Source organism: Embleya sp. NPDC056575 (assembly GCF_042793325.1).
In the GTDB taxonomy this organism is placed as follows: domain Bacteria; phylum Actinomycetota; class Actinomycetes; order Streptomycetales; family Streptomycetaceae; genus Embleya.
In genome coordinates, this window is record NZ_JBHTVA010000005.1 from 152,974 (window position 1) to 166,120 (window position 13,147).

Consider the following 13,147-nt stretch of genomic DNA (forward strand, 5'->3'; position numbering starts at 1 on the left):
CGGACGGCGTTGTCGCGGTGCACGCCGATGACACAGGGAGGCAAGCGTGGACACGTATGTGACGGTGGTCGGCAATGCCGCGAGCGAGGTCCGGGTGCAGATGACCCAGGCCGGTGTGCCGCTCGCGCGGTTTCGGATGGCGGTGTCGCCGCGGCGCTTCGACCGGGACAGCGGCCAGTGGGTGTCGGGGGACGCGTCCTTCTACACGATCGCGTGCTTTCGTGCGCTGGCCGAGAACGTGACGAGTTCGATCGACAAGGGCGACCCGCTCGTGGTCACCGGGCGGCTGCGGGTGCGCGAGTGGGAGCGGGAGGGACGGTGGTTGACGGTCACCGAGATCGACGCCTCCTCGGTGGGACACGACCTCGCCCGAGGGGTCGCGGAGTTCCGCCGGGTGGCCCGACCGGCCCGACTGGCGCTCGTCGCGGACGACGTCGCCGCCGGAGCGACGGTCGACCAGGGCGTCCTCGCGATCGGGATGGGGAGCAGTCCCGAACGCGAAGAGGAGGCGGCATGAATTGATGCATGGCATGGCCGCATGTTCGGGAAAGCCATTCATTGGCGATAGCCGAGATAATTCCGGTCGGTTTTCGGGACGAATCTGAAACAGAATTGTGACGACCGCGCCGCCGGTACGATACATATTGAAACGGGCCAATCTCCGCAATCGAGGCAACCGACACGGCGGTGGGGTCGGAAAGCGTCGGAACGTGGGGGTGAATACGCCTGAGGCAAGGCATTGATCACTAAAAGACCGTTTCGCACGGTTGTGCACCTTGAAAAATCAATAGTGAACCGGATCGCCCTGATCAGCAACTATGCGGCTTGCCGACCGCAATGAGCCACTATTCCCGTCGAGGACTTGTCGACTCAGCGATATTCGAATTACCTTCCTCGAGTCGGATCTTCTCCCGAGGTAAAGAACGTGAAACAAATTGCTACCCCGGGTCGCGAGGGGTGGCCCACCGGCTCATACCATTCAACGGTTCTTTACTCGCGCCGTGCTCGGGGGAACGATGCGCCGCGCGAGATTCGGCATACATTTTTCGAGGGGACCACCACATGTTCCGTACACCGGGACGGACGGCCACCCGCCTGTCGGCCATGGTCGTGGCGACGGGCCTGGCGGCGGCCGGCGTGATCGGTTTCGCGGGTGCGGCCAACGCGGAGGGCGCCAAGGGCGTCTATCAGGGCGGCGATGTCGGTGCGGACATCTTCCTGAAGGGCAAGGATGGCTCGCAGCGAGCGTCGATCCTGAAGCTCCAGGTGGACGGAAAGATCCTCCGCACCTACTGCATCGACTTCCACACCAAGGTGTACGACGGCGCGAAGTACGACGAGTCGAACTGGAAGGAGACGTCCTTCGGGACCAAGGCCGACAAGGCCAAGGTCAAGTGGGTCCTGCTCAACTCCTTCCCGACCGTCGACCTGGCCAACGTTCGTACGACGATCAAGAGCCCGGAGCTGACCGAGGGTGAGGCCGCGGCTGCCACGCAGGCCGCCATCTGGCACTTCACCGACGGCCAGAACCTGGACGAGGGCAACAAGAAGAACGACGCCGACGTCGTCAAGCTGTACAAGTACCTGGTCGGCGACGCCAACAAGGGCGACGTCACCGAGCCGCCCGTCTCGCTCTCGCTCAACCCGGGCGAGAAGACCGGCAAGATCACCGACAAGCCCGGTATCGGCCCGTTCGAGGTCAAGACCAACGCCGAGGGCAAGTCGATCAACGCGAAGCTCACCGCGGGTGACGCCGACGGCAAGCCCGTACTGGTGGACGCCGACGGCAAGCCGGTCACCAAGGTCGGCAACGGCGACAAGCTCTACGTGAACCCCACAGGCGCCACCAAGGAAGGCAGCCAGACCCTCGAGGTCTCCGGCGAGTCGACCGTGCAGGCCGGTCGGGTCTTCCAGGGCGTCAACACCAATGGGACGACCAGCCAGCTGCTGATCGTCGCGGACAAGCAGAAAGTGCAGGCCTCGGACCACGCGGTCGCCAAGTGGGGCAAGCCCGGCAAGGGCCCGCTCCCGGAGATCAACGCCACCAAGGACTGCGTGGCCGGCGGCGTGAAGGTCACCGTGAAGAACAACGGTGACGAGTCGTACAAGTTCAAGCTCGACGGCAAGGAAACCACCGTCGAGGCGGGCAAGTCGTACGACCAGGTCGTGAAGGTCCAGGAGGACCAGGCGTACAAGATCACGATCGTGGGCCCCGACGGCAAGACCGCCAAGGAGTTCACCGGCACCCTCGACTGCGAGACCGCCGGCACCACGGGCGGCGGCACCACCGGTGGCACCACCGGCGGAACCCCGGCCCCGGTGAACCCGAAGGGCCCGGACCTCGCGGAGACCGGTAGCGACGGCAGCAACACCCCCGCGATCCTGGGCGGCGCCGGTGCGCTCGTCCTCGCGGGTGGCGGCCTCGTCTTCTTCATGCGTCGCCGCAAGGGCTCGACCGGCGCCACCGCCTGACGGCCGAACCGCCACACATAGCACCACCCCCAAGGACCGGGCCCCGCCGCACCCAACCGCGCCGGGGCCCGCTTACCTGCCACAACCCGCCCACCGGCCCGCACGTACGCCCAACCCAGACCGCCAAGGCCGGCCCCGAGCGCCGAGCCGGCCGCCGCCGGGTGGGGCCGGCCCCGGGGCGGGCACAGCGTCGGGTCGAGCCGAGGCCGAGAGTCGGGCGGGTTGGGGTCGGTTTCGGAGGTGCCGGGCCCAGTCTTGATCCGACGCCCGGCGAGGTCGAACCGTGCGCTCGGCCAAGTGGAAGCCGACAGCGACCCGCGCACCGCCGCACCGAGCCGCTACAAGCCCGGTTGGTCCACCGCACATGCGGCACCCGAACCAAGCAATCCCAGCCCGTCCGGCGCTTGAGGACGAGCGGGCCGAGGGTGGTCGATCCTCGTCGGGCCGGGTTTGCCCGGGAGGCTGCCCCGGGGGGTGCCTCGGGCCCGTGCCCGTCGGGCGTGGGTGTGGGGTGCGTGCCGAGGCGCTTGGCCTGGGGTTCGTAATCCCGCGCCCACCGGGCACCCATGCACGGGCACTGTCCGCCAGACCATAGGCTTGGACGCATGGCTGAGTACATCTACACCATGCGCAAGGCGCGTAAAGCGCACGGCGACAAGGTGATCCTCGACGACGTGACGCTCAGCTTCCTGCCGGGAGCCAAGATCGGCGTCGTCGGCCCGAACGGCGCGGGTAAGTCGACCGTTCTGAAGATCATGGCCGGGCTGGAACAGCCCTCCAACGGCGACGCGTTTCTGTCCCCCGGCTACACCGTCGGAATCCTGCTCCAAGAGCCTCCGCTCGACGAGACCAAGACCGTTCTGGAGAACGTCCAGGACGGCGTCAAGGAGATCAAGGGCAAGCTGGACCGGTTCAACGCCATCGCCGAGGAGATGGCCACGAACTACACCGACGAGCTGATGGCGGAGATGGGCGAGCTGCAGGACCAGCTCGACCACGCGAACGCCTGGGAACTCGACTCGCAGCTCGAACAGGCCATGGACGCGCTGGGCTGCCCGCCCGGCGACTGGCCGATCGTGAACCTCTCCGGTGGCGAGAAGCGCCGCGTGGCGCTGTGCAAGCTGCTCCTCGAAGCCCCCGACCTGCTGCTCCTCGACGAGCCGACCAACCACCTCGACGCGGAGAGCGTCCAGTGGCTGGAACAGCACCTGGAGAAGTACGCGGGCACCGTCGTCGCGGTCACCCACGACCGGTACTTCCTGAACAACGTCGCCCAGTGGATCTGCGAGGTGGACCGCGGTCGCCTGCACCCCTACGAGGGCAACTACTCCACCTACCTGGACACCAAGGCCACCCGCCTGAAGGTCGAAGGGCAAAAGGACGCCAAGCGGCAGAAGCGGCTCAAGGACGAGCTCGAGTGGGTCCGCTCCAACGCGAAGGGCCGGCAGGCCAAGAGCAAGGCGCGACTGGCCCGCTACGAGGAGATGGCCGCCGAGGCGGACAAGATGCGGAAGCTGGACTTCGAGGAGATCCAGATCCCGCCGGGTCCGCGCCTGGGCAACGTCGTGATCGAGGTCGAGCACCTCAGCAAGGCGTTCGACGACAAGCTGCTGATGGACGACCTGTCCTTCACGCTGCCGCGCAACGGCATCGTCGGCATCATCGGTCCGAACGGCGCGGGCAAGACCACGCTGTTCAAGATGCTGATCGACGCCGAGACGCCCGACACCGGCGACATCAAGGTCGGCGAGACCGTCAAGGTCTCCTACGTCGACCAGTCGCGCGGCGGCCTGGACCCGAAGAAGAACCTGTGGGAGGTCGTCTCCGACGGCCTGGACTACATCAAGGTCGGCAACGTCGAGGTCCCGTCCCGGGCCTACGTCAGCGCCTTCGGCTTCAAGGGTCCGGACCAGCAGAAGCCCACCGGGGTGCTCTCCGGCGGTGAGCGCAACCGGCTCAACCTGGCGCTGACGCTCAAGCAGGGCGGCAACCTGCTGCTGCTCGACGAACCGACCAACGACCTCGACGTCGAGACCCTGTCCAGCCTGGAGAACGCGCTCCTGGAGTTCCCCGGCTGCGCCGTGGTCGTCTCGCACGACCGCTGGTTCCTGGACCGGGTCGCCACGCACATCCTCGCCTACGAGGGTGACTCGAAGTGGTTCTGGTTCGAGGGCAACTTCGAGTCGTACGAGAAGAACAAGGTCGAGCGCCTGGGCGCGGACGCGGCCCGGCCGCATCGCGCGACCTACAAGAAGCTCAAGCGCAACTGATCCACCCGATCGGTTCGGCGCGGCCGACGGCCTGTCGCACGTCCCATGCGGCAGGCCGTCGGCGACACCGGGCCGCGCCGGTCGGTCGGCAATCACAGAGAAGAGGCTGGGCACGTGGCCAGGCACATCTATCACGCGGCGGTTCGGTGGTCCGACATGGACGCCTACCGGCACGTCAACAATGTGCAATACCTCCGCTACCTGGAGGAGGCGCGCGTGGACATGATGTTCACCCTCGGGCAGCGCGAGGGGGCCAAGACACTCTCCGAGGGCGTGGTGATCGCCCGCCACGAGATCGACTACAAACGCCCGCTGGTGTGGCGCGCCGAACCCGTGCGGGTGGAGACCTGGGTGACCCGGATCGGGGCCGCCCGGTTCACCCTGGCCTACGAGATCAGGGACGACGAGCAGGTGTACGCCACGGCGCTGTCCGTGCTCGTGCCCTATTCGCTGGTCGAGCAGCGTCCCCGGCGGCTGACCGAGGAGGAACGGGCCTACCTGGACCGCTTCCTCGAACCGCGGGACGAGTCGGCGGGGCGGTCGGCCCGCGCATGACCGTGCTGCGACTCGCCGACCCGGCCGCCGCCGCGGACCTGGGCGGCTACCTGAGCCGACTGCTGCGCTACGACCGCGGCGCGGTGGTGCGGATACGGGCCGAGGGGATGGTGCTCGGTACGTTCGGGCATCCGCCGTTCGGTGCCGCCGCCTCGGGCGTGATCACGCTGCGGGCGAGCGAATTGGCCGAACCCGCGACGGTGGACGCGACCGTATCCGCCGGACAACTCCTCGACGCGATCGCGGACGACGCGCGTGTGTCGCTCCCGCCGTCGGTGACCGGTCCGGGGTGGGCCGGCCTGCTGCCGCCGCGCACCGGGTGGGAACACGTCTCCGACCTCGCGGTGCCCGACCTGGCCCGCGAAGTGGCCGCCGGCGTCGCCGAGTTCCGGGCCAGGACCGAGCCGGGCATGCCGCGTGCCGAGTTCGAGCGGGTCGCGGCCGGGATCTGGACCCGACCGATGGCCGGCCGACTACCGCTGCGGGCCGCGCACGCCGCGCAGTCCTTCGGCTTCCTGGGCCCGCCGGACGCCGACGCCCGGGCCGAGGTGTTGCGCACCGGAGCCTGGCTGCGCCTGGAGGCCCGCTACGGCTCGGTATCGGTCCGGCGCGAGGACGCCCCGGGCCTGCTGTTCACCCGCTGACCGCCCCCGAAAGAACGCGGCCCGCGTCGAGCCGCCGATGTCGACTCGTCGGAGGCGAGGTCGTGGTCAAGGGGTGGTCGACCACCACGCCGCGGTGTTCGGCGGGAGGGTCAGGTCGCCGGTCCCGGTGTGCTCCACCGGTCCCGAGGCCAGCAGCAGCGGACCGGTCACGGGGACGCGAGCCGGGGCCCTGCCCATGTTCACCGCGCAGCCGAAGCCGGGGACTCGGGTGAAGGCCAGTACGTCCGGCGGGAGTTCGTCCCGGGCCCAGGTCAGGCCGCGGCCGGCCGCGCGGGCGCCGAGGGCCGGGTGGGTCCGGCGGATGCGCAGCGCGGTGCGGCACAGCGCGAGGGTGGAGTCCGGGTCGTGCCGCTGGGCCGCGACGGTCAGCTCCGCCCAGGACGCGGGCTGGGGCAACCAGGCGGCCTCCCCCGAGGTGAAGTCGAACGGCGCCGCCTCGCCGGCCCACGGGAGCGGCACCCGGCACCCGTCCCGGCCCGGCAGCCGACCGTCCGAGCGCGCGAACACCGGGTCCCGACGCAGCCCGTCGGGCAGGTCCTCGACCTCCGGCAGACCCAACTCGTCGCCCTGGTACAGGTAGGCCGCGCCGGGCAGGGCGAGTTCGAGCAGCAGCGCCGCCCTGGCCCGGGCGAGGCCGAGGGCTCCGCCGCCGAGCCGGGTCACCGGCCGCACCACGTCGTGGTTGGCCAGCACCCACGTCGGCGCCGCGCCCACCGCGGCGGTGGCGGCCAGGGCGTCGTCGATCGCCGCGCGCAGCCGGACCGGGTCCCAGCCGGCGAGCAGGAAGGGGAAGTCGAACGCCTGGTGCAGCTCGCCGGGTCGCAGGTAGGCGGCCGACCACTCGGCCCGGGGCAGCCACACCTCGGCCACCGCGATCCGCCCGCGCCGCCCGCCGCCGGTGTCCACGTCGGCGTACGAGTCGAGCAGCCGACGCCACGTGCGGTAGACGTCGTGCACCTCGGGCTGGTCCCAATACGGCAACCGGTGCCGCAGCCGACCCTCCCACCCCTGCGGCACGCCCGGCGGCACGTCCGGCAGGCCGAGTGCCTTGACCAGACCGTGCGCGACGTCGATCCGGAAGCCGTCCACGCCCCGGTCCAGCCAAAAGCGCAGGATCGACAGATACTCGCAACGCACTTCGAGGTTGCGCCAGTTCAGGTCGGGCTGCGCCGGTGAGTACAGGTGCAGATACCACTGGCCCGGACGGCCGTCGGCCTCGGTGATCCGGGTCCACGCGGGGCCGCCGAACTGGGACAGCCAGTTGTTCGGCGGCTCCTCCCCGCCCGTGCCCCGGCCGTCGCGGAAGAGGTAGCGGGAGCGTTCGACCGAGCCCGGGGGCGAGGCGAGCGCGGCGGCGAACCACGCGCTGTCCCGAGAGGTGTGGTTCGGGACCACGTCCACCAGGACCGCCAGGCCGAGTTCGTGGGCCCGCGCGAACACCCGATCCGCGTCGGCGAGGGTGCCGAACAGGGGGTCCACGTCGCGCGGATCGGCGACGTCGTAGCCGGCGTCGACCATCGGCGACCGATAGAAGGGGCTCAGCCAGATCGCGTCGACACCCAGGTCCCGGAGGTACGGCAGGCGGGCGATGAGCCCGGGCAGATCGCCGACCCCGTCCCCGTCGCCGTCCGCGAAGCTGCGCGGATAGACCTGGTAGAAGACCGCGTCGTGCCACCACCCGCGTACCATCGGCCGCCTCCGTCGGATCGCTCCCGGTGTGGCTGTCGCCCCGTCCCGCCCGCCGTCGGTCGCCGCGTCAGTCGAGCCGGTTGACCATCGACTGCGCGGCGTAGACCAGGTATTCCCAGAGGGTGTTCTCCTGCGCGGCCGGCAGCGCGATCTCGTCGACCGCCGCGCGCATGTGCCGCAACCACGCGTCGCGCGCCTCCTCGGTCACGGCGAACGGCGCGTGCCGCATCCGCAGCCGCGGGTGGCCGCGTTGTTCGCTGTAGGTGCGCGGGCCGCCCCAGTATTGGACGAGGAACATCCGCAGCCGGTCCTCGGCTCCGTCCAGGTCCTCCTCCGGATACATCGGACGCAGCAGGGGATCCTCGCGCACACCCTGATAGAAGCGGTGCACGAGTTTGGCGAACGTCTCCTCGCCGCCCACGGCTTCGTAGAGACTCGGTTCCGGCGCCGGCATCTGGGTCACCGCTCCATCCTCTCAGATGGGCCCGCGAGCCGGAGGCCCCCGGACGGGACCTAACGTGCCGCGGCGCGGGCGATGCCCCGGCACATGCCGCCGAAGACGATGCCGTGGAAGGGGAACACGGCCCACCAGTACGCGTGCCCGAACAGTCCACGGGGATGGAACAGCGCACGCTGGCGGTAGTGCGTGGTGCCGTCGCGGTCGGTGACGCTGAACTCCAGCCAGGCCAGGCCCGGCAGGCGCATCTCGGCGCGCAGGCGGAGCAGCCGGCCTGGCACCACCTCCTCCACCCGCCAGAAGTCGAGCGAGTCGCCGACCCGGAGCCGGTGCGGATCACGGCGTCCCCGGCGCAGTCCGACCCCGCCCACGATCCGATCCAGGGCGCCGCGCACCGACCAGGCGAGCGGCCACGAGTACCAGCCGTTGCCGCCGCCGATGCCCTCGATCACCCGCCACACCGCCGCCGGGGACGCGGCCGGCTCCGCCTCGCGGACGTCCTCGTACAGCGAGCCGCCGGACCAGTCCGGGTCGGTGGGCAGCGGATCGCTGGGCGCCCCGGCGGTGGCCGCAGAGGACCAGCGGGTGGCCACGTCGGCGTCGCGGATCCGGACCAGCGCCAGTTCGAGGGCCCGGTCGAAGCCGATCAGGCCCTCCGGCGGGTCGGGGACGTAGCGGGCGATGTCGTGCTCGTGGCAGACCACCTCGCTGCGCAGCGACTCCACCAGCGGTCGGGCCAGCGCTCCGGGTACGGGGGTGATCAGGCCCACCCAGTGGCTGGACAACCAGGGCGAGAGCATCGGCACCGGCAACACCCGGCGGCGGCGCAGTCCGGCCACGGTCGCGTAGCGCTGCATCATCTGCTCGTAGGTGAGCACGTCCGGGCCGCCGATGTCGAAGGCGCGGTTCACGTCCGGGGGCAGCGTGGCGCAGCCGACCAGGTAGCGCAGTACGTCGCGAACGGCGATCGGCTGGATCCGGGAGGTGACCCAGCGCGGGGTGACCATCACCGGCAGCCGCTCGGTCAGGTAGCGCAACATCTCGAAGGACGCCGAGCCCGAGCCGATGATCACCGCCGCGCGCAGCACGGCGGTGGGCACCGCGCCGGCGAGCAGGATCTCGCCCACCTCGGCGCGCGAACGCAGGTGCGGGGAGGAGTCGCGGGCCGCGGAACCGGCGGCCGGGCCCAGGCCGCCGAGGTAGACGAGCCGGCCCACGCCCGCGTCCTCGGCCGCCTCGGCGAACACGCGCGCGCTCTCGCGGTCGGTGTCGGCGAAGCGCGGCCCGCTGCCGAGCGCGTGGATCAGGTAGTAGGCCACGTCCACGCCGTCGAGGGCGCGGCGCACAGCGGACGGATCGAGCGCGTCGGCGCGCACGATCTCCACCCGGTCCGCCCACGGGTGGTCGCGCAGCTTGGCCGGGGTCCGGGCCATGCAGCGCACCCGATGACCGGCGGCGAGCAACTCGGTCACCAGTCGGCCGCCCAGATAGCCGGTGGATCCGGTGACCAGGCACAGGGGAGCGTTCACCCGACCCAGTCTCGGCGACGCGGCAGCCACAACGACCGCAGGCGCGCCACGGGTAGCCCGAATGGTCCCGCGCCCGCACCCCGAAGACGCCCGGCCCGGCCCCCGCCGCCGGGTTCACCCACGACACGGGCGGTGGACCCGGGCCGGCGGGGTCGGGTTCAGGGTGCCCCCGGAGCCTGCGGCGCGGGGGGTGTGGGCGGCGGGTTGACCGGGACCGGGGCCGGTTCGGCCTGGGGGGCCGGGGCGCCCGGCTCCTCGGTGGGGGGTGTGGCGCTGGCGATTGGTTCGCTGATGCGGATGCCCGCGTCGTCGAACGCGCGCTTGACCCGCCCCCGCAACTCGCGCGCGACCGGCAGTTCCTGGCCCGGCATGGTCTTGATCTGCACCTGGAGCACCACCGCGTCGGCCGTCACCGACTCCATCCCGACCACCGTCGCCGAGCCCCAGACCCGCTCGTTCCACGGCTCCACGTCGGCCAGCGCCTCGGCGGTGGAGGTGATCACCGCGCGGACCTTGTCCACGTCCTCGTGGTAGCCGACCTGCACGTCCACCTTGGCGGTGCCCCAACCCTGGCTCTTGTTGCCGATCCGCTTGATCTCGCCGTTGCGGATGTACCAGACCGTGCCGTCCACGTCGCGCAGCTTGGTGATCCGCAGGCCCACCTCCACCACGGTGCCGGTGGCCGGACCGGCGTCGACCAGGTCGCCCACGCCGTACTGGTCCTCCAGGATCATGAACATCCCGGACAGGAAGTCGGTCACCAGGTTGCGCGCGCCGAAGCCGAGCGCGATGCCGGCGATGCCCGCGCTGGCGAGGAGCGGCGCGAGGTTGACCTTGAACTCGCCGAGCACCATCAGCCCGGCGATGCCCAGGATCACGAACGACGCGGTGCTGCGCAGCACCGAGCCCACCGTCTCGGCGCGCTGGCGGCGGCGCTCGGCGTTGAGCAGGAAGCCGGTGACCGGCCGCCCGCTGCTGTCCGTGCCGCTGTTGGCCATCCGGCCGACCAGCTGGGTGATCAGCTTTCGGGTCACCGCCCGCAGGATCAGCGCGACCAGGATGATCACGAGGATCCGGATCGGCGTCACCACGAGGGACTCGCCGTGCCGATCGAACCACGACGACACCTTGCCGTTGCCTGCGGCGGCGTCGAGGGACAACTGGACTCCGGGGACGAGCGCGGACACGTACGAGACCTTTCGGACGACGAGCGGGGGACGATCTCCCCGCGACCGGGGACCCGCGTCCCACAGTAGTCACGAGGCCGAGGGCACTCGTGTGTTACCTCTCCTTCACGCCTTTCGTCGCTGATCACCGTTAAGTCACCGATCCTCACCTTCGTCGATCCCGTACCCGACGCCGCGCCCGAGGCCGGTGTGCGCGGCCAGGAAGGAGAGTGTGTCCGCGGTCAGTTCGACCGTGCGGGTGACCGAGCGGGCCGCGTGACCCACCTCGGCCTCGGCCCGCAGCAGCACCGGGCGCCCGCTCGTGGTCGCGTGTTGCAGGGCCGCGCACATCTTGCGCGCGTGCAGCGGATCCACCCGGCTGTCCCCGTCGAACACGGTGAACAGCACCGCCGGATACGCCACGCCCTGACGCACGTGGTGGTAGGGCGAGTAGCCCAGCAGCCAGTGCAGTTCCTCCGCCACCTCGGCGGTGCCGTACTCGTCGGACCACAACCGCCCCAGGCCGAAGCGCTCGTAGCGGACCATGTCGAGCAGCGGCATCGAGCAGGCCACGGCCGCGTACAACTCGGGCCGCTGGGTGAGCGCGGCGCCGACGAGCAGGCCGCCGTTGGAGCCGCCGGACGCGGCTAGCCGGTCGGGCGTCGTCCACCCGCGGGCGACCAAGTGCTCCGCGGCGGCGTGGAAGTCGTCGAACACGTGTTGCTTGTGCCCCCGCATGCCCGCTCGATGCCACTGCTCGCCCTCCTCGCCGCCGCCGCGCAGGTTGGCGATCGCGTACACCCCACCGGCCTCCACCCAGGCGAGCACACCCGCCGAGTAGGCGGGGCCGAGCGAGATGCCGAAGCCGCCGTACCCGTAGAGCACGGTGGGCCGGGGGCGGTCCGGTTCGGCGGTCGGCGCGATCACGAACATGTGCACGGTGGTGCCGTCGGCCGAGCGGTACGTCTCCTGGCGCACGTGTACGTCGGGCAGCGTCGTGGTGCCGGGCGCGGTGGCCCAGGTGTCGATCGCCCCGGTACGCGCGTCGTAGCGCAGCACCGCCGACGGGGCGGTGTAGTCCGACCAGCCGAACCACGCCTCGTGTCCGCCCTCGGGGTGTTCGGCGAGGCCGCCGATGGACCCCGGCGAGCCGCCGGGCATGCTCGGGCGGGCCAACAATCGCCCGTCCGCCAGGTCGTACGCGGACAGCTCGCCCACCGCGTGCCGGGTCCGACCGACCAGCAGGGTCGGTCGGGGCGCCTGCGGTCCGTCCAGGATCGCGAAGCCCGTCAGCACCGCGTCCGGCTCTTCGGCGACCAGATCGTGCCAGCCCTCGGGCCCGGGCGCCGCCGGATCGGCCACGCACAGCCGGCCGCGCGGCGCGTCCAGGTCGGTGAGCACGTACAGCCGCCCGTCGCGGCCCACCCGCACCCCGGTGAGCGCGTCCAGACCCACGGTCACCGGCCGCAGTACCGGCCGCTCCGGCGGACCCTCGTGCAGATCGGCCAGCCACAGGTCGTTGCGCGGCGCGGTGCCCGAGGAGGAGGACACGCTCAGCCAGCGGCCGTCCCGACTGACCCCGACGCCGAAGTAGGTGCCCGGATCGGTGCCCGCGCCGAACACCTCCACATCCTCGGCCGGATCCGCGCCGATCCGGTGCAGGTACACCCGGCGGTGGTGCTGCTCCTCACCTTCGGGCACCGCCTCCGGCGGCAGTCGGCGCACCAGATAACACGCCTCGCCGCCGGGAAGCCAGGCGATCGAGGTGTCCCGCATCCGGTCGATCGGGCCCTCGATCCGGGTGCCGTCGGCGACGTCGAGCACGTACAGGCGCGACTCCTCGTCCCCGCCGGTGGAGAGCAGATACGCCAGTCGGTCGCCCTCGTCGGAGGGCACCCACTGGTCGAGCGTGGTGGTGCCGCCCGGGTCGATCGCGATCGGATCCACCAACTCCCGCTCGCTCCCGTCCGGCTCGACCACGAACAACACGCCGTGCTCGCGCCCCGGGTCGCGGCGGACCAGGAAGTGCCGCCCACCGCGCCAACAGGGCAGCCCCATCGACCCGGTGGCGAGCAGTTCGTCCAGGCGCGCCCGCAGCCGATCGCGTCCGGCCAGATGGTCCACATGGGCGTGGAACCACTCGTCCTGCGCGGCCGACCAGGCGCGGGTGGCCGGCGCGTCCGGGTCCTCCAGGGCACGATAGGGATCCGGCACGGAGCGGCCGAACAGCACGTCGACCGTGTCGCCACGGGCGGCGGCGGGCGCGCGGGGGGTCTCGTGGGGGGCGTGTTCCGCGGGCTGCACAGAGCGCGTCATGGGCGCACCCTAGACGCCCGCGCCCGTC

Annotated in this window: 10 protein-coding genes; 5 read left to right on the forward strand and 5 right to left on the reverse strand. The window is 71.1% G+C overall.

The window, feature by feature from the left end:
• The first annotated feature begins 46 nt into the window (after positions 1-46).
• The 5 genes from ssb (at position 47) to ACFRCG_RS05495 (ending at position 5,941) form a co-directional block, all read left to right on the forward strand.
• Entirely contained in the window at positions 47-517 is a 471-nt protein-coding gene (gene ssb, locus ACFRCG_RS05475; protein ID WP_380002888.1) for a single-stranded DNA-binding protein, read from the forward strand.
• A gap of 545 nt (positions 518-1,062) precedes the next feature.
• Positions 1,063-2,472, forward strand: a complete 1,410-nt coding sequence (locus tag ACFRCG_RS05480; protein ID WP_380029038.1) for a Cys-Gln thioester bond-forming surface protein — start codon at positions 1,063-1,065, stop codon at positions 2,470-2,472.
• 605 nt (positions 2,473-3,077) lie between these two features.
• Entirely contained in the window at positions 3,078-4,742 is a 1,665-nt protein-coding gene (gene ettA / locus ACFRCG_RS05485; protein WP_380029040.1) for an energy-dependent translational throttle protein EttA, read from the forward strand.
• A 114-nt stretch (positions 4,743-4,856) separates the two neighbouring features.
• Positions 4,857-5,297 (forward strand): acyl-CoA thioesterase, encoded by a 441-nt coding sequence (locus ACFRCG_RS05490; RefSeq protein WP_380029042.1) that lies wholly within the window; start codon positions 4,857-4,859, stop codon positions 5,295-5,297.
• Positions 5,294-5,941, forward strand: coding sequence for a hypothetical protein (locus ACFRCG_RS05495; protein ID WP_380029044.1), 648 nt, complete (start codon positions 5,294-5,296; stop codon positions 5,939-5,941). The genes ACFRCG_RS05490 and ACFRCG_RS05495 overlap by 4 nt, the downstream gene beginning before the upstream one ends.
• Before the next feature lie 66 nt (positions 5,942-6,007).
• On the opposite strand, the gene ACFRCG_RS05500 is transcribed toward ACFRCG_RS05495, so the two are convergent.
• From ACFRCG_RS05500 to ACFRCG_RS05520, 5 genes are all read right to left on the reverse strand, one after another.
• Entirely contained in the window at positions 6,008-7,651 is a 1,644-nt protein-coding gene (locus tag ACFRCG_RS05500) for a glycoside hydrolase family 13 protein (RefSeq protein ID WP_380029046.1), read from the reverse strand.
• Between the two features lie 67 nt (positions 7,652-7,718).
• Complete coding sequence (locus tag ACFRCG_RS05505) at positions 7,719-8,105, reverse strand: globin (protein WP_380029220.1); 387 nt, start codon at positions 8,103-8,105, stop codon at positions 7,719-7,721.
• Between the two features lie 59 nt (positions 8,106-8,164).
• The gene (locus ACFRCG_RS05510) at positions 8,165-9,637 is read right to left on the reverse strand and encodes an SDR family oxidoreductase (protein ID WP_380029048.1); all 1,473 of its coding nucleotides are present in this window, start codon (positions 9,635-9,637) and stop codon (positions 8,165-8,167) included.
• A 158-nt stretch (positions 9,638-9,795) separates the two neighbouring features.
• Positions 9,796-10,824, reverse strand: a complete 1,029-nt coding sequence (locus ACFRCG_RS05515; RefSeq protein WP_380029050.1) for a mechanosensitive ion channel family protein — start codon at positions 10,822-10,824, stop codon at positions 9,796-9,798.
• Between the two features lie 135 nt (positions 10,825-10,959).
• On the reverse strand, positions 10,960-13,119 hold the full coding sequence (locus ACFRCG_RS05520; RefSeq protein ID WP_380029052.1) for a prolyl oligopeptidase family protein: 2,160 nt from the start codon (positions 13,117-13,119) through the stop codon (positions 10,960-10,962).
• Positions 13,120-13,147: the final 28 nt, after the last annotated feature.